The sequence below is a fragment of the Chromatium okenii genome, from assembly GCF_016583745.1.
GTDB classification, from domain to species: Bacteria; Pseudomonadota; Gammaproteobacteria; order Chromatiales; family Chromatiaceae; genus Chromatium; species Chromatium okenii.
Map to the genome: position 1 here is coordinate 87,312 of NZ_NRRQ01000005.1, position 15,739 is coordinate 103,050.

General features: G+C 52.6%; 17 protein-coding genes. 13 read left to right on the forward strand and 4 right to left on the reverse strand.

The genetic code is table 11. The features are described from left to right. Positions 1–34: 34 nt before the first annotated feature. Both CKO12_RS03100 and CKO12_RS03105 read left to right on the forward strand, forming a co-directional pair. Positions 35–1,090: a 3-deoxy-7-phosphoheptulonate synthase gene (locus CKO12_RS03100; protein ID WP_200153307.1), complete on the forward strand. Its 1,056-nt coding sequence runs from the start codon at positions 35–37 to the stop codon at positions 1,088–1,090. A gap of 74 nt (positions 1,091–1,164) precedes the next feature. Continuing rightward, positions 1,165–1,581, forward strand: a complete 417-nt coding sequence (locus tag CKO12_RS03105) for an SseB family protein (protein WP_200153271.1) — start codon at positions 1,165–1,167, stop codon at positions 1,579–1,581. Here CKO12_RS03105 and orn read toward each other — a convergent pair. Next, the gene (gene orn, locus CKO12_RS03110) at positions 1,578–2,126 is read right to left on the reverse strand and encodes an oligoribonuclease (RefSeq protein WP_200153272.1); all 549 of its coding nucleotides are present in this window, start codon (positions 2,124–2,126) and stop codon (positions 1,578–1,580) included. The genes CKO12_RS03105 and orn overlap by 4 nt on opposite strands. 123 nt (positions 2,127–2,249) lie before the next feature. On the opposite strand from orn, the gene CKO12_RS14835 reads away from it, so the two are divergent. Together CKO12_RS14835 and CKO12_RS03120 are read left to right on the forward strand one after the other, a co-directional pair. Further along, positions 2,250–3,176 (forward strand): Lcl C-terminal domain-containing protein, encoded by a 927-nt coding sequence (locus tag CKO12_RS14835; protein WP_242466178.1) that lies wholly within the window; start codon positions 2,250–2,252, stop codon positions 3,174–3,176. Between the two features lie 99 nt (positions 3,177–3,275). Further along, complete coding sequence (locus CKO12_RS03120; protein ID WP_200153273.1) at positions 3,276–3,491, forward strand: hypothetical protein; 216 nt, start codon at positions 3,276–3,278, stop codon at positions 3,489–3,491. A 73-nt stretch (positions 3,492–3,564) separates the two neighbouring features. Here the strand turns inward: CKO12_RS03120 and CKO12_RS03125 are convergent, their stop codons facing one another. Then, entirely contained in the window at positions 3,565–4,713 is a 1,149-nt protein-coding gene (locus CKO12_RS03125; protein ID WP_200153309.1) for a glycosyltransferase, read from the reverse strand. A gap of 90 nt (positions 4,714–4,803) precedes the next feature. On the opposite strand from CKO12_RS03125, the gene CKO12_RS03130 reads away from it, so the two are divergent. The 6 genes from CKO12_RS03130 to CKO12_RS03155 all read left to right on the forward strand — a co-directional run bounded on the left by CKO12_RS03130 (position 4,804) and on the right by CKO12_RS03155 (position 10,836). Then, positions 4,804–5,187 carry a hypothetical protein gene (locus tag CKO12_RS03130; RefSeq protein ID WP_200153274.1) on the forward strand — a complete coding sequence of 128 codons (384 nt, stop codon included), beginning with the start codon at positions 4,804–4,806 and terminating at the stop codon, positions 5,185–5,187. A gap of 96 nt (positions 5,188–5,283) precedes the next feature. Beyond that, complete coding sequence (locus CKO12_RS03135) at positions 5,284–6,327, forward strand: PstS family phosphate ABC transporter substrate-binding protein (RefSeq protein ID WP_200153275.1); 1,044 nt, start codon at positions 5,284–5,286, stop codon at positions 6,325–6,327. A 96-nt stretch (positions 6,328–6,423) separates the two neighbouring features. After that, the gene (pstC, locus tag CKO12_RS03140; protein WP_200153276.1) at positions 6,424–7,815 is read left to right on the forward strand and encodes a phosphate ABC transporter permease subunit PstC; all 1,392 of its coding nucleotides are present in this window, start codon (positions 6,424–6,426) and stop codon (positions 7,813–7,815) included. Then, complete coding sequence (pstA, locus tag CKO12_RS03145; RefSeq protein WP_200153277.1) at positions 7,808–9,124, forward strand: phosphate ABC transporter permease PstA; 1,317 nt, start codon at positions 7,808–7,810, stop codon at positions 9,122–9,124. Before pstC ends, pstA begins: the two co-directional genes overlap by 8 nt. 44 nt (positions 9,125–9,168) lie before the next feature. Continuing rightward, positions 9,169–10,032, forward strand: a complete 864-nt coding sequence (pstB, locus tag CKO12_RS03150; protein WP_200153278.1) for a phosphate ABC transporter ATP-binding protein PstB — start codon at positions 9,169–9,171, stop codon at positions 10,030–10,032. A gap of 42 nt (positions 10,033–10,074) precedes the next feature. Further along, positions 10,075–10,836 (forward strand): phosphate signaling complex PhoU family protein, encoded by a 762-nt coding sequence (locus tag CKO12_RS03155; protein ID WP_200153279.1) that lies wholly within the window; start codon positions 10,075–10,077, stop codon positions 10,834–10,836. Here CKO12_RS03155 and CKO12_RS03160 read toward each other — a convergent pair. Then, positions 10,833–11,642 carry an RMD1 family protein gene (locus tag CKO12_RS03160; RefSeq protein WP_200153280.1) on the reverse strand — a complete coding sequence of 270 codons (810 nt, stop codon included), beginning with the start codon at positions 11,640–11,642 and terminating at the stop codon, positions 10,833–10,835. The genes CKO12_RS03155 and CKO12_RS03160 overlap by 4 nt on opposite strands. A 404-nt stretch (positions 11,643–12,046) precedes the next feature. Here CKO12_RS03160 and CKO12_RS03165 point away from each other — a divergent pair, with 404 nt between their 5' ends. The 3 genes from CKO12_RS03165 (at position 12,047) to CKO12_RS03175 (ending at position 15,243) form a co-directional block, all read left to right on the forward strand. Further along, on the forward strand, positions 12,047–13,162 hold the full coding sequence (locus CKO12_RS03165; RefSeq protein WP_200153281.1) for an anthranilate phosphoribosyltransferase: 1,116 nt from the start codon (positions 12,047–12,049) through the stop codon (positions 13,160–13,162). A 1-nt stretch (position 13,163) separates the two neighbouring features. Then, positions 13,164–13,493, forward strand: coding sequence for a Rieske (2Fe-2S) protein (locus CKO12_RS03170; RefSeq protein ID WP_200153282.1), 330 nt, complete (start codon positions 13,164–13,166; stop codon positions 13,491–13,493). A gap of 124 nt (positions 13,494–13,617) precedes the next feature. Then, positions 13,618–15,243: a methyl-accepting chemotaxis protein gene (locus tag CKO12_RS03175; RefSeq protein WP_200153283.1), complete on the forward strand. Its 1,626-nt coding sequence runs from the start codon at positions 13,618–13,620 to the stop codon at positions 15,241–15,243. A gap of 5 nt (positions 15,244–15,248) precedes the next feature. Here the strand turns inward: CKO12_RS03175 and CKO12_RS03180 are convergent, their stop codons facing one another. After that, positions 15,249–15,737 (reverse strand): peptidylprolyl isomerase, encoded by a 489-nt coding sequence (locus CKO12_RS03180; RefSeq protein ID WP_200153284.1) that lies wholly within the window; start codon positions 15,735–15,737, stop codon positions 15,249–15,251. Between the last annotated feature and the right edge of the window lie 2 nt (positions 15,738–15,739).

Below are 15,739 nucleotides of genomic sequence, written 5' to 3' on the forward strand. Positions count from 1 at the left end.
TTGTCACTTTTTCGCAACCGTTAGCGTCAAAACCATGCACCAAACCGACGATTTGCGCATTCGCAATATCACTGAAGTGCGCTCACCCCGCGCTTTGCACGAAGAAATCCCATTGTCTGCTGCGGCAGCAACCACCGTTTACACCGCCCGCCACGCCATCCAAAACATTCTGCACGGTCAAGATCAGCGGCTGCTGGTCGTCGTCGGCCCGTGCTCGGTACACGATCCGCTGGCGGCGTTGGAATACGCGCAGCGACTCCAGCCGTTATGCCGCGATTTGAATGAGCAATTGTTATTGGTGATGCGGGTTTATTTTGAAAAACCGCGCACGACTGTTGGCTGGAAAGGGCTGATTAACGATCCCAATTTAGATGGCAGTTTTGCCATCAATAGCGGCTTGGCAATTGCGCGTAAATTATTATTGGACGTGAATGAAATGGGCATTCCGGCAGGCACGGAATTTCTTGATTTAATCAGTCCACAATATATTGCCGATCAAGTCAGTTGGGGCGCAATTGGTGCCCGGACGACGGAAAGCCAAGGGCATCGGGAATTAGCCTCTGGTTTATCGTGTCCGATTGGATTTAAGAATGCCACCACTGGCGATGTGCGCGTTGCCATTGATGCGATTCATGCCGCAGCGCGTCCGCATGTCTTTATGTCGGTGACGAAAGAAGGGCAATCTGCAATTTTTAGCACCACCGGCAATCGTGATACCCACATTATTTTACGCGGTGGGCAGCGCCCGAATTACGACACCGAGAGCGTGAGTTTAGCGGCAGAAGAGATTTTAGCCGCCGGTTTAACGCCTAAAATTATGATTGATTTTAGTCATGCCAACAGCGCCAAACGTCCTGAAAAACAGATACGGATTTGCCAAGATGTGGCGGGACAAATTGGACGTGGTGAGCGCAGCATTATTGGCGTGATGATTGAAAGTCATTTGGTAGCGGGACGGCAAAATCTTGACTCTAACAAAGAGTTAATTTTTGGCCAGAGCGTGACTGATGCCTGCGTGAGTTGGGATGATACGGTACCAATGTTGCACGAATTAGCCGAAGCGCAAGCGCGGCGGCACGGGTGCTGTTGAGTGCTGGCGTTATTGCACTATAAACCCTTCACTGTTTACAGTGAGGGGCTTTTTTTGAGGATGTGAGCATAACAATGAATGCAATTTTTGTAGCGCAGAATGAATTAGAACGGCAGTTGATGTCCGCGCAAAACGGGGAATTAGCGCCAGAAACGTTTTTAGCGACGTTGTTGGATGCAGAAGTCTTTATGCCGATTTATGAACCGCCCACTCAACCCGGTGGTTTGCAAGTATCGACCACCGCGCAGCCGTTGAAAGTGACGACTGAAACTGGCGAAACAGTATTGGTGTTATTCACCAGTCCGGAGCGAGCGAAAACATTTGTGGCGAGTTTTCCGGGCTATGGCGGCGGTTTGGTGACTGATTTACGCTGGATTTTACAGAAGCTCGGCGTGGGTTATGCAATCACGCTCAATCCGGGCTTGGAGTTTGGAATGGATTTTGAAGCGCAAGAATTGGCACAGCTCGCTGCTGTGCCGCCTGTGGTTTAAGCCGTGCGCAAGAAATGGGTGCGGTAATGTTGCAATTCACCAATTGATTCGCGGATATCCGCCAACGCTAAATGTTGATTGGTTTTTTTGAAATCATTAGCGATGGCGGGTGCCCAGCGTTGGGCGAGAATTTTAAGGGTGCTCACATCTAAATTGCGGTAATGGCAATAGGCATCAAAACGCGGCATCCACCGTGCTAAAAAACGCCGATCTTGACAAATGCTATTGCCGCATAACGGCGAAGCTCCGGCTGGCACCCATTGCGCTAAAAACTCCAAAGTCGCCGTTTCCGCAGCGGTAACGGTGAATTCACTGGCTTGCACCCGCGCAATTAAACCAGAATTGCCGTGATGAGTGCGGTTCCATTCATCCATTCCTTCTAAAACCGCAGCCGGTTGGTGAATTGCCAGCACTGGCCCTTCTGCCAAGATATTCAATTCGCTATCGGTGACGATGGTGGCAATTTCCAGAATGAAATCCTGCGCAGGTTCCAAGCCGGTCATTTCTAAATCTAACCAAATTAAGTTATGTTTATTGCTGCTCATGGTAAGTCCACAGTTGCGTGAGTTGTTGTTAAGTATGTACACTGCGCTGGCATTTAGCAATCAAAAAGCTGCGGCGTATGCGCTGCCGGTCGTTTCAATGGCATTTATTGTGGAGAGGATGTTATGCCCAAAATCATCAAGTTTGATCTGCCGCTTGACGGCATCAGAGCGAAGAATATCGAGGAAATCCGCGAGCATTTTACGCTGGAAATTCTCGCGCATTATCGCAGCAGATTGTTGGGAAAATGGCTGGCGGTGCGCAAATTGAACACCGAATTGGAAGCATTACAGGCAATTGACATCAGCGATGACGATCAAACGGTATTCAAACGCTTGTGCGAGATTTTCGCCGTTGAAGCGGATGATGCCGTGATTGCGGTTTTGTTTAACGAGCCAGCGCCTAAATTCGGTTTGAACGTTGCGGAAGTGGTTACGCATAGCGAGACCGATAACCAAGCGATTGATTTTTCCGAATTGCTGCCGATTCAAGCCAACGCAGTTCAACTATTTAAGAATCGGGTTCTTGTTTTAGAGACGCTCAAATCTTTAGACAACATGACGCTGACTTTGGAAGGAAACGACGGCGCGTTGATTTTCAAAGATTGCACCATCGGTTCATCTGCTATTAACGGACGCTATCGTGATTTAGGCGACGGTACAGTATTGGATAAAGAAACCGATTTGCAGTGGATGCGTTGCGCTTTGGGGCAAACTTGGGCAGGTGAAACTTGCAACGGCGAAGCGAAAGAATACAACTGGGATGCTGCACATGCCGCAGCCAACGAATTGAATCAACGTGGCGGATATGCCGGACACAGCGATTGGCGCTTGCCGTCAATTGATGAATTAAAAACGCTGATCGTAGAAGGTCAAAAACCGACTATCGACCAACAGGCTTTTCCCAATACGCCGAGTTCGTGGTTTTGGTCCGGTTCTCCGTATGCCAACTACTCGGGCTTCGCGTGGTACGTGAATTTCGACTATGGCCACGCCAGCAGCGACGATCGGTACGACGACTACCACGTTCGCCTCGTCCGCGGCGGACAGTGATTTTGATCTTTTTTGATTCTTTAATAAAACCGCATTTCCTTGATAAAAAAAGGGAATGCAGGTTGATTCGGAGATTGGATAGAAAATGAGGTTTTTAACATGTCGGCAGTGATGACTTTGGATCAAGCACTTGAAACGGTGTTGCAATTGCCAATCGAGCAACAGGAAATACTGGTGCAAATTTTACAGCAGCGCCAAATTGAAATACGTCGCGCCGAAATTGCTGCTGAGGCACAATATGCCGTTAATTCTTTTTATGCAGGTCAATTGCAAGCCAGTTCTGCGGAAGCTGCAATCGCGCAACTACATCAATGATGATGCAGTTGCAGATAAAAATGATTGATTGCAACGCCATTTTTTACTGACAACTGCCAACTGACAACTTTTTTCAATCCAACACTTCCGCATAAAGCTGCAATAACTGTTCTGCCAACACCGGCGCTGACCACGTTTGCGCATAGTCCACCGCCTCCTGCGCCAGCCGCTCCCGCAGCGCCGTATCCGTCAGCATTCGCACCGTTTTTGCTGCAAAATCAGCTTCATCGTCTTCCGCAATCAGCGCCCCGCGCCCGCCAGCCAGCACCGCTTTCGTGCCCATCACCGCCGTTGAAACCACCGGCACCCCCAGCGCCAGCGCCTCTAAAACCACCAAGCCCTGCGTTTCCGTCCGCGAAGCAAAAACAAACGCCGTCGCCGCGCTGTAGCAACTTTCCAAACTGCCATCGCGGGCGAGATACCCAGTCAGCAGCGTGTTGTCAGTCAAGCCCAACGTCTGAATTTGCGCGACGAGCTGCGCGTGTGCTGGCCCTGCGCCGACCAGCGCCAGCATCACATCCGGCACCTGCTGCTTGATCCGCACCAGCGCCCGCAAGATGAAATCAATGTTTTTCTCGAACGCCAGCCGGCTGACGTGAACCAACAGCGGGCGCTCCGGCGCAATCTGATAACGCGCTCGAAATTGCGCCCCGTCGCCGCGTCGAAATTGTTCCAACGCAATTCCGGTCGGAATCACCACCGTTGGCGTGTTGACGCCGTACTGCAATAACACCTCGCGCATCGGCTGCGACGGCACAATCAGCGCGTTGACCGCCACGCATTGCGACACCGCAAAATGTCGCGCCGTCCACCGCAGCCACGCCGCCGGCACAAAGGTGACGTAGTGATGCAGATACTGCTCAAAAAACGTGTGATAGGTCTCGACCACCGGCACCTTGAGCAGCCGCGCCAGCCGCAGCCCGCTGTAGTGCGCCAGAAATGGCGTGTGAATGTGAACGAGATCAAAGCCGCGTCGCTGTAACTCCGCGTCATAGCGCCGCAATTGGCGCAGGCGCAAGATGCGATCTTCGGGATCAATCGGCAGATACCGCGACGGAATGCGCAGAATCTCGAATGGTTCTGCGGCGCTGTGCCCGTAGTCCGGCGCAATCAGCGTGACCTCGTGTCCAGCGCGGACAAATTCACGGGCAAAGGTTTGAATCGACGTGGACACGCCGGTGATGCGGGGAAAATACACATCAGAAATCATTAAAATGCGCATAATAAAAGAGTCGTCACATGCCGGAATAAACGGCGCAATCATGCTGGCGCTGGCGCTGGTTATTCACAGTGAAATAATAGGATGAGTTGAATGAATCATAACGGTAAATGGTTGATGCTGTTACTCCTCAGCACGACGGCCGCATCGGCAGCAGATCGCCCCGCGCAGCAAGCGCCCGGCGTGCCGGCATTATGGGGATATGGGATGAAAAGCTGCGGCGAATTTCTCGCTGCCGCTCCCGCCGATGCCTTATCACTGCCGCTGGCTGGCGAAGAGTATCGCCGTTATCAGGAATGGCTGGCGGGTTTGGTCACGGGCTTGAATCTGACCACCGGGCGCGATGTGTTGCGCGATGCGGAATTGACAGCGGCGATGGTGCGGATTCGGGCGCTGTGCGCAGCGCATCCTGATGAGGATTTTTTTAATGCCAGCGTGCGCTTAATTCGCGCTTTGGGGCAATTAAAGGCGCAATAAAGCGCAGCGTCATCAAACAGTCACCAATGTTGTTTAGCATTCGCGCCGATCACCTCAATCAATTTTTTATTTCACTTTTGAGTTTAGGGGCACTTGATGAATAAGACTCTGCTGACTTCTGCCGTTGCGGTCGCCATGACGCTGTTATCGGGTCAGGCGCTGGCCGCCCGCGACACCATCAACATCGTTGGTTCCTCAACTGTGTTTCCTTTTTCGACGGCAGTCGCGGAAACCTTCGGGCGCACGGGCAAATTCAATACGCCCAAAGTGGAATCAACCGGCACTGGCGGCGGCATGAAATTGTTTTGCGGTGGCGTCGGCGTTGACCATCCTGACATCACCAACGCCTCGCGGCAGATGAAGGCGTCGGAGTTTGAGAATTGCCAGAAAGCGGGCGTCACGGAGATCACCGAAGTCAAAATCGGCTTTGATGGCATCGCCATTGCCAACGCGAAGTCCGCCAAGCAGTTGGATTTATCGCTGAAGGACATTTTTTTAGCACTGGCGAAAGACGTTCCAGACAGCAGCGGCAAGTTCGTGCCGAACCCGAATAAAACGTGGAAGGATGTCAACTCCGCGCTGCCAGATACCAAAATTGAAGTGCTCGGCCCGCCGCCGACCTCCGGCACCCGCGATGCGTTTGTTGAGCTGGCGATGGAAGGCGGCTGCAACAGCATTCCTGTCATCAAGGCACTGAAAAAGAGCGATGAGAAGCTGCACAAGGCAGTCTGCGGCGGCGTGCGGGAAGATGGCGCTTACGTCGAAGCCGGCGAGAATGACAACCTGATCGTGCAGAAGCTGTCGTCCAATAAGAATGCGCTGGGCATTTTCGGCTACAGCTTCCTCGACCAGAACACCGACAAGGTGCAGGGTTCCAAGATCGCTGGTGTCGCGCCGAGTTATGACGCGATTTCTGATGGTTCCTATCCGGTCTCGCGCTCGATTTATTTCTACGTCAAGAACGCGCACGTCGGCACCATTCCCGGCATCAAAGAATTCGTCAGCGAATTCACCAACGATAAAGCGTGGGGGCCAGAAGGGTATCTGGCAGATAAAGGCTTGATTTCCTTGCCAGATGCTGACCGCACCAGCGTCGCCAAGTCCGCACGGGCGCTGACACCGATGAGCAAACCTGAATAACATCGCGGCGTTGCTCCGAGGCCAATCGCGCCTCGCCCGCCGTCGCTTCAACTTCCGAAGCGGCGGCGTTCCCTTGTCCCATCCGGCGAATTGTTCATGCACACCTGGACGCTTATTCTTCTCCTGCTCGCAGTGATGGCGCTGGCCTATCACCTCGGAATGAAACGAGCCATCACGCGGGTCGGCGGTCTCAAACAGATCAATCATCTGCACTCGCTGCCAGCGTATTACGGCGTTTATGCCGCGCTGTGGGCGGGTATTCCGGCGCTGTTGCTGCTGGGACTGTGGCTGGGTTTTCAGGATCATTTCATCACCGCGCTGGTCACGGCGCAGTTGCCGCCCGATCTGGTCGCTGCCCAATCCGCTGGGCAAATTGATTTAATTCTCAACGACATTAAAAACTTAGCCACCGGCAATATCGTGTCAGCAACGGTCACGCCGGAGATTCAAGCCGCTGCCACGCAATTTGCCCGCTTTGAAGAATTATCGACGCAGGCGCAGTGGCTGGCAGTGCTGGCGCTGGCGCTGGGCGGTGCCAGCTTCGCGTGGTCGCGCACAGAACCGCAGATGCGAGCGCGAAATCGGGTTGAGTCGGTCTTTCTGGTCATCATGGTGATTTTCTCCTCGCTGGCGATTCTGACCACGCTGGGGATCGTGCTCTCCGTGTTATTTGAATCGCTGCGCTTTTTCGAGCTGGTCTCGCCGCTGGAATTTTTCTTTGGCACGAATTGGAGTCCACAGATCGCACTCCGCGCCGATCAAGTGGGCGCAACCGGCGCATTTGGTGCGATTCCGCTGTTTACCGGCACCTTGATGGTGTCGTTGATTGCGATGGTGGTCGCAGTGCCGATTGGCTTGATGTCAGCGATTTATCTTTCCGAATACGCCTCGCGTTCTGTCCGCGCCATTGCCAAGCCGATCATTGAAGTGCTCGCCGGCATTCCGACGGTGGTGTATGGCTTTTTCGCGGCGCTGACGGTCGCGCCGGTGATCCGCGAGCTGGGCGCGGCAGTGGGGCTGGAGGTGGCGTCAGAAAGTGCGCTGGCGGCTGGCTTGGTGATGGGGGTGATGATTATCCCGTTTATTTCATCACTGGCTGATGACGTGATTAACGCGGTGCCGCAGGCGCTGCGCGATGGGTCTTATGCGCTCGGCGCGACGCAGTCGGAAACGATCCGCCTCGTTGTGATTCCAGCGGCATTGCCGGGCATCGTCGGCGGGATTTTGCTGGCGGTGTCGCGGGCGATTGGTGAAACGATGATCGTGGTGATGGCGGCAGGCATGGCGGCAAATCTGACCGCGAATCCGCTCGACAGCGTGACCACCGTGACGGTGCAGATCGTGACCTTGCTGACCGGCGATCAGGAATTTGACAGCGCCAAAACGCTCGCTGCCTTCGCGCTGGGGTTGACGCTGTTTGTGGTAACGCTGGCACTCAACGTTCTCGCTCTTTCTATCGTGCGCAAATATCGTGAGCAATATGAATAACACTCCCTCTCCCCCGCCAGCATCTGACGCGCCGCGCCGCACCATCGACATCGTCAACGCTTCGCTCAAACGCCGTTATGCCCGCGAGCGCCGGTTTCGCCGCCTCGGGGCGTTTGCCGTCGCGCTGGGATTGAGCTTTGTCGTGTTGCTGTTTACCGACATCGTCAGCAAGGGCTACACCGCCTTTGCCCAAACCTATATCCAACTGCCGCTCAATTTGAGCGCCGAGGTGATTGATCCGAGCGGCTCGCGGGAACCGGCAACGCTCGCTGCCGCCAATTACACCAAGCTGATTCGTGACGCGCTGCGCCAGCAATTTCCCGATCTGACGGAGCGCCAAGCCTTGCGGCGGCTGTATGCGCTGGTGAGCGTGGGCGCGGGTGATCTGGTGCGTGAGCAGGTGCTGGCGGAGCCGGCGTTGATTGGGACGACGCCGGAGCTGTGGGTGCTGGCGGATGACGATATTGACATGCTGGTCAAGGGCAATATCGACCGCACCGCCGCGCCCGAAGATCGGCGGGTCAGCGATGAAACGATTGGCTGGGTGACGCAGTTGGAGCAGCAGGGGCGCGTCGCCAAGCGGTTTAACACCATCTTTTTAACGCACGGCACCTCGCGGGAGCCGGAATTAGCCGGCATTGCTGGCGCGTTGATGGGATCGTTTTACACCTTGCTGCTGACGCTGCTGCTGTCATTTCCGATTGGCGTAGGCGCGGCGTTGTATCTGGAAGAATTCGCCCCCAAAAATCGCTGGACGGATTTAATTGAGGTGAATATCAACAACTTAGCTGCCGTGCCGTCGATTGTATTCGGGCTGCTGGGATTGGCAGTGTTTATCGGCTTTTTCGGCATTCCGCGCTCCACCCCGCTGGTGGCGGCGCTGGTGATGACGATTATGACCCTGCCGACCATCATCATCGCCAGCCGGGTGGCGCTCAAATCGGTACCGCCCTCCATTCGGGAAGCGGCGCTCGGCGTTGGTGCCTCGGCGCTGCAAACCCAGTTCCATCACGTGCTGCCGCTGGCGCTGCCCGGCATGTTGACTGGCGCGATCATCGGCATGGCGCGGGCGCTGGGCGAAAGTGCGCCGTTGCTGATGATCGGCATGATCGCGTTCATCGTTGATATTCCTAGTGGTTTTACCGATTCCGCGACGGTGTTGCCGGTGCAGATTTTTCTGTGGGCAGACAGCCCCGAACGCGCCTTTGTCGAACGCACCTCGGCGGCGATTATCGTATTATTAGCATTTCTCTTTTTAATGAACCTCGCCGCCGTATTATTACGCCGCAAATTCGAGCGGCGCTGGTAAACGCATGATTATTGAATTCACCCGAATTGAGGTTTTCATTCAAAATGAGCACTACAGTTGAAGCAATGGATAAAGCAATGAGTGTCATGACTTCTGCCGAACTCGCCAGCGCCCAACATTCACGCGAAACGGTTGGCGATTTCACTGCCGCTGAACCGCGCATGGTGTGCCGCAATGTTGACGTGTGGTATGGCAACAAACAGGCGATTAAAAACGTCAGTTTAGATATTGGCAAGAATGAAGTGGTGTCGATGATTGGCCCGTCTGGCTGCGGCAAATCGACCTTTTTACGCAGCTTAAATCGGATGAATGACACCATCGTTGATTGTCGCGTCACCGGCTCCATTCAATTAGACGGTGAAGAGATTTACGACAAAAAACTTGATCCGGTGCCATTGCGGGCGCGAGTGGGCATGGTATTTCAAAAACCCAATCCATTTCCCAAGTCGATTTATGAGAACGTCGCTTACGGCCCGCGCATTCACGGCTTGACCAATAACAAAGCGGAATTAGATGAACTGGTCGAAGCCAGTTTACAAAAAGCGGGTTTATGGAAAGAAGTGAAGGAGCGGCTAGATCAACCCGGTACGGGCTTATCTGGTGGACAACAGCAGCGGCTGTGTATTGCCCGCACCATTGCGGTTTCGCCGGAAGTGATTTTAATGGATGAACCTTGTTCGGCATTGGATCCAATTGCCACCGCAATTGTGGAAGAATTGATTGACGAATTGCGCCAGAATTACAGCATCGCCATCGTCACCCATTCCATGCAACAGGCGGCTCGCGTTTCACAACGTACCGCTTATTTTCATTTAGGCGATCTCATTGAAGTGGGAGAAACCAATCACATCTTTACCAACCCGCAACACAAATTAACTGAAGATTATATTACCGGTCGTTTCGGTTAATGTCGCAGCGCATTTCCATTCATCCTGTTGCCCGGATTCATCATGCCAGACCCTAGCTTTGCTAAACCAAAAACGGATATTACCACTGGTCACACCGTACATCGTTATGATGAAGAACTCGCCAAACTGCGCAGCATTATTTTAGAGATGGGTGGGCGCGTTGTCGAACAAACGCAAGCAGCAGTGGTGGCATTAGTTGATCGCGTTGAATGCCAAGCCTATCGCGTTTTGGATCGGGAACCGTTGATTGATTATTTATCGCTGGATGCGGATGAAGAAGTCTTTCGTGTGATTACGCGGCGACAACCCACTGCGATTGATTTGCGTATTGTGTTGGCGCTGTCAAAAATTGCGGGAGAAGTCGAACGCGCTGGCGATAAAGCGGCACGAATTGCGCGGCAAGCATCGGAATTATTGGCGTTATTAGATACGAATGCTGATGTGATTTCTGATGAGTTGAATCAGGCGCTGCAAGCCTTAGATGATAAAGCCTGCTGCATGTTTGAGCGGAGTATTCAAGCCGTTGCCACCTTTGATGTGAAACTCGCACTCAGTATTTTTGAAGATGAACCGAGTTTATATCAGGCTTCCAATGCAGCGCGGCAATTGTTGGGCAAGATGAATCGTGAAGGGTTAATTCCGCGCCAAGTGGTGTGTTTATTAACTGCGGCTCATGCGCTGGAACGGATTGGTAATCACGCTGCAACGATTGCCGAGCAGGTGATTTATGTGGCGTTGGGGCAGGATATTCGTTATCGCAATCGTGAGATTTTAATTGATACCCTGCGCCATTATGGATATTAAGTCGCGGAATGAATAAACAGATCGTACAGCGTCAAAACAATTTCGACGACAATTAAGATCACGATGTACCATTCCACGCGAATGCTGCGCTTACTTTGCAGCAAATCTAATAAGGTGGCGGCGGTATCGTTAATTAACGCTAATTTACGTTCCAACGCCACTTGACGCTCGCGGATTTCATATTCCGCTTCCAAATTCAAATAGAGCCGTTCTAAATCAGGGCGCTCCCAAATCACTTCGGGTTTATCGCCCACTTCACCCCGTCCCACCATTTCCTGTTGAATTGCTAACGCTTCGCCAATATGACGAATCAGGGTTTTGGCATTGCTGCCGCCGCGTCCATCATTGCGTAAACGATTCGCCAATGGTTCAATGCGATCAAAGGCGCGGGCTACTCGCGTTTCCTGTTCCGCCAGCAATACGCTTTTGCCGAGAATATCGGCAATCACTTGTAACCGTGCGCTTTCCGTATTGGCTAAAATCACGCGCTCTCGCTCAATGCCTTCGGGACGTTTGCTATCAATCGTTAATAGCAATTCTTCATATTCATTCCGCGCTAACGGTTCTTTAATCAGCGGACGCAGTTGGGTAATAAATGCCAACTCATCTTCCAGCGTGACGCCGAATAAAACTACGGCACCAGAACGTAATAAGACGGCTTGACCGTGCTGCGGAACCGTCACTAGCAATGGATTAGTTGCTAATGGCTCAAATTGATCGAGACGCCGCAAATCAAGATAACGTCCAATTAACACCGCTCGCGCTGTTAAAATAGGTAATTCTGGATTGACTGAAGCAAAAGACATCGCCGGTTTCCATGTGTTATTCCGTGTTGCGTTACAGAAAAACTAACATAATTGGGTGATTAAAATTGTGAAGTTTATAAGACAGGAATGGCGATTTTTTTGAGTTGGCAGTTGGCAGTGTGATTTAGACTTGCGCTGGTGCTATTTCTGCACCGCTTGATTGATGCACGCTGCTTACCCATCTTAAAGGTGCGCCAAACAGCGGTGGTTGTTCCCGCCGCTGGCGGCTGAGAAGTGCTGAGTTGATTGCGTTCGGTCGCGCTGCGTTGTCACCGGGCGGCAGTCGTGTGACATCATGTACGGCTACTGGGAGCTTGGATGGGGCGAGCAAGCGTTATCGCCCACCAAGTATCAATGAAGTTTTCTAATCAATGGCGATTAGAATTTTATTTGGACATTAAAGAATGAATTATGCTCAGATTGATGTTGCGCGTTTACAAATGCGCTCAATTATTCAACGCATTGCTACTGGCCCCACGTTATCTAAAGCGATTTCACAAGAAGAAGCGCGGGCGGGAATGCGGGCAATTTTAGATGGATTGATTGAGCCAGTGCAGGCGGGCATCTTTTTAATTGCGCTGCGAATGAAGCGCGAAACCGATGATGAATTTAAAGGTATTTTAGATGCGATCCGCGATGTGACTGTCGCGGTAACGGCGGAAGTTGATGAGGTGGTGGACATCGCCGATCCCTACGATGGCTATAACCGTTGTTTGCCGGCTGCGCCGTTTGTGTTGCCGTTGTTAGCGGAGTGCGGCGTGGCGGCGATCACGCAGGGGGCGTTGGCGGTGGGGCCGAAGTTTGGTGTGACGCATCGGCATATTTTGGCGGCAGCGGGCGTGGCGACGGAGTTGACGCCCGCGCAAGCGGCAGCGCGGCTCGCCGATCCGACGTTGGGCTGGAGTTATCTCGATCAGAGTCAATTTTGCCCGCCCTTGCACGCGTTGACGGCGTTGCGCACGGCAATCGTGAAGCGGCAGGCGTTGACGACGGTTGAGGTGATGGCGCGTCCGCTTCACGGTCGCAACCGCACTCATCTGGTGACGGGTTATGTGCATAAACCCTATTCGCGGATTTATGCGCTGCTGGCGCGACACGCCGGGTTTGATTCGGCGCTGTTGGTGCGCGGCATTGAAGGCGGAATGATGCCCTCGCTGCGGCAAACGGGCGTCTGTTTTAACTATCACCATCATGCCGAAGAACAGGCGTTTGATATTGATCCGGTCGCGCTCGGCATTGAACAGCCAGAACGGGCGGTGCCGTTGCCCGATAGCCTGCCGCAAGCGATGCGCCCCGGCGATGAGATCGCAGTTGCCGTTGATGTCACCGCCACTGCGCAAGCGGCTGCCGCCGTCGGCATGGCCGCTCTCGCCGGACAGCCCGGCCCGACGTATGACAGCCTCGTCTGCGCGGGCGCACTGATTTTGTGGCATATCGGGCGCGAACCGTCTTTGACAGTCGCCGCCGACCGCGTGCGCGACGTTCTCAACTCCGGCGCTGCCGTCGCCCGGGTACGCTGACATGGATGCACCTTGGATTGCAGTTGCCGCCGCCGACGCGCTGGCAGCGGGTGAATTCATCAGCGTCACCGCCGCCGGACAACGCTGTCTCCTCGCCAACGTTGACGGCGTGCTGTATGCAGTGGAAGACAATTGCAGCCACGAAGACTACCCGCTGGCGTTTGGCTGCTTAGAAGGCGCACGGATCAAATGCTCGCTGCACGGCAGTCGTTTTGATCTCGCCAGCGGTGCCGCCTGCGAAGAACCCGCCGTCACCCCGCTGCGCACCTATCGCCTGATGGTTGCTGACGGGCAAATCTGGCTGCATCCCAGCAGTTCAACCGCAAATTAACGCCCATCGCCCGCTGCGAGGCGCATCACCGCGCCTCGCATTTGTGCGGTGGGTCACGCTATTTGCGCTAAAATGAGTTGATGTCAGGTCGCGCTGCTGAATTCCAGCATTTCTTGGAGCCATTATGTTATTCAAACAATTGAAAGTCGCCACCCGCATTCGCTCATTGATTGGGTTAATGTTATTCGGGGTACTTGGCATTAGCATGATTGCATTATTTCAATTGCAAGGAAATATGTTGGCAGAACGCAAAGCGCAAGCCAAGAATTTAGTTGACGTTGGCGTCGCCACCTTAAAACACTTTCAACAATTAGTACAAACGGGCACGCTTTCAGAACAAGAAGGGCAAAGCGCAGCGCGTGAAACCCTGCGGCATTTGCGTTATGACCAAGATAACTACTATTTCATTTTTGATACCAATCATGTGTATGTCCTTTATCCTTCTAAACCCGACTTTGAAGGACAAAATAAACGCGACTTAAAAGACTCCAACGGCAAATTTTTAGTGCAAGAATTAGTCACCGCCGCGCAGAAAGGCGGAGGATTTGTTGATTATTGGTTTCCGCGTCCTAATCAAACCCAAATGGAACCCAAGCTCTCGTATGCCACCTTATTTCAACCTTGGGGCTGGGTCGTTGGCACTGGCGTTTATATTGATGATATTGAACGCGCATATTGGAACGCCGTGCTGTTATTCGGCAGCATTGCAGGAGTGTTATTGGTAGTATTAACCGTAGTTGGCTGGTTAATTGGCAATACTATTTTGGTGCAATTAGGCGGAGAGCCCACTGCCGCACAAGTAAAAATGCAACAGATCGCTGCCGGAGATTTATCCATCTCATTCCAAAATCCTCCGCCAGAAAGTTTACTTGAATCGCTCAACACCATGATCAGCGCCTTGCGCCAATTGATTACAAACATCAATAAAGAAGCGAATTCATTAGTTGATGATGCCGAAGAAATTAAATTAGCTTTCAATGAAGTCTCCAGTGCCGCGAATCAACAAACGTCAGCAACGTCAGCAATGGCAGCCGCAATTGACCAATTGACTGTCAGCTCCAGCCAGATTTCCGATAATGCCCGCGAAACAGAAAGCAATTCTCGAGATGCGTTGACATTAGCAACACAAGGACGCGGTCGCGCCGATCAAGCCAGTCGCGCTATTCAAACCATTGCCGCCACCATGAATGACGCCTCAGCGCGAATGCGTGCTTTAGAAGATCGCACGAAACAAATTTCTACCATTGCCAATGTCATTAAAGGGATTGCGGGACAAACAAATCTATTGGCACTCAATGCCGCAATTGAAGCAGCGCGAGCGGGAGAACAAGGACGTGGTTTTGCGGTTGTCGCCGATGAAGTGCGCAAATTAGCCAGTAGCACTGCGACCGCAACTACTGAAATTGAACAGATGATTTTAGGAATTCAACACGATACCGAAGGCGCAGTAGAAGCAATGAATAAAGCACTGCCGGAATTAGAAGTTGGCGTGACGCTGGCGAATTCAGCATCGGAATCTTTGCGGGCAATTGAAGAGAATACACGCGGCAATTTAGAACGCATTCATGCCGTAGCCGATACCACCCATGAACAAGCAAATGCGTCAACAGAAATTGCCCAACATATTGATCGCATTGCGCACATGGTTGCGGATACCACCGCCACAATTCACATGGCAGCAGGCACTGCCAATCGTTTAGAAGCGTTGGCGCTCAATCTTAAACAACAGATTGTGCGCTTCCGCGTTTAATTGAATTAAGCCAGAACTTCGGCTTTTTCAATCACAACATCATCGACTGGAACATCCTGATGACCTTTACGCGAACCGGTCGCCACGCCTTTAATTGACTCCACCGTCGCCATGCCATCTACCACGCGCCCAAACACACAATATCCCCAGCCATCCTGCCCTGGATAATCCAAAAAGCTATTATTGGCGACGTTAATGAAAAACTGCGCCGAAGCGGAATGGGGATCGGGCGTCCGCGCCATTGCCAAGGTACCGATCTGATTTTTTAAGCCATTCTTGGCTTCATTTTTAATCGGTGCCCGTGTGGTTTTTTCTTTGAACTCGACGGTCATACCGCCACCCTGCACCATAAAGCCATCAATGACGCGATGAAAGATGGTGCCGTCATAATAGCCATCTTGCACATATTGCTCAAAATTAGCGCAGGTCTCCGGCGCTTTTTCTGTATCCAATTCAATAACGATGTCACCGTGTGAGGTGGTTAATTTAATCATGT

What these genes read in the sequence shown, in the direction of transcription:
- pstC (WP_200153276.1), top strand. Translation starts at nt 6,424, where the DNA reads ATGCACACCTGGACGCTTATTCTTCTCCTGCTCGCAGTGATGGCGCTG.
- CKO12_RS03165 (WP_200153281.1), top strand. Translation starts at nt 12,047, where the DNA reads ATGAATTATGCTCAGATTGATGTTGCGCGTTTACAAATGCGCTCAATT.
- pstB (WP_200153278.1), top strand. Translation starts at nt 9,169, where the DNA reads ATGAGCACTACAGTTGAAGCAATGGATAAAGCAATGAGTGTCATGACT.
- orn (WP_200153272.1), bottom strand. Translation starts at nt 2,126, where the DNA reads ATGAGCAGCAATAAACATAACTTAATTTGGTTAGATTTAGAAATGACC.
- CKO12_RS03100 (WP_200153307.1), top strand. Translation starts at nt 35, where the DNA reads ATGCACCAAACCGACGATTTGCGCATTCGCAATATCACTGAAGTGCGC.
- CKO12_RS03160 (WP_200153280.1), bottom strand. Translation starts at nt 11,642, where the DNA reads ATGTCTTTTGCTTCAGTCAATCCAGAATTACCTATTTTAACAGCGCGA.
- CKO12_RS03175 (WP_200153283.1), top strand. Translation starts at nt 13,618, where the DNA reads ATGTTATTCAAACAATTGAAAGTCGCCACCCGCATTCGCTCATTGATT.
- CKO12_RS03180 (WP_200153284.1), bottom strand. Translation starts at nt 15,737, where the DNA reads ATGATTAAATTAACCACCTCACACGGTGACATCGTTATTGAATTGGAT.
- CKO12_RS03120 (WP_200153273.1), top strand. Translation starts at nt 3,276, where the DNA reads ATGTCGGCAGTGATGACTTTGGATCAAGCACTTGAAACGGTGTTGCAA.
- CKO12_RS03125 (WP_200153309.1), bottom strand. Translation starts at nt 4,713, where the DNA reads ATGCGCATTTTAATGATTTCTGATGTGTATTTTCCCCGCATCACCGGC.
- CKO12_RS03105 (WP_200153271.1), top strand. Translation starts at nt 1,165, where the DNA reads ATGAATGCAATTTTTGTAGCGCAGAATGAATTAGAACGGCAGTTGATG.
- CKO12_RS03155 (WP_200153279.1), top strand. Translation starts at nt 10,075, where the DNA reads ATGCCAGACCCTAGCTTTGCTAAACCAAAAACGGATATTACCACTGGT.
- CKO12_RS14835 (WP_242466178.1), top strand. Translation starts at nt 2,250, where the DNA reads ATGCCCAAAATCATCAAGTTTGATCTGCCGCTTGACGGCATCAGAGCG.
- CKO12_RS03130 (WP_200153274.1), top strand. Translation starts at nt 4,804, where the DNA reads ATGAATCATAACGGTAAATGGTTGATGCTGTTACTCCTCAGCACGACG.
- CKO12_RS03170 (WP_200153282.1), top strand. Translation starts at nt 13,164, where the DNA reads ATGGATGCACCTTGGATTGCAGTTGCCGCCGCCGACGCGCTGGCAGCG.
- CKO12_RS03135 (WP_200153275.1), top strand. Translation starts at nt 5,284, where the DNA reads ATGAATAAGACTCTGCTGACTTCTGCCGTTGCGGTCGCCATGACGCTG.
- pstA (WP_200153277.1), top strand. Translation starts at nt 7,808, where the DNA reads ATGAATAACACTCCCTCTCCCCCGCCAGCATCTGACGCGCCGCGCCGC.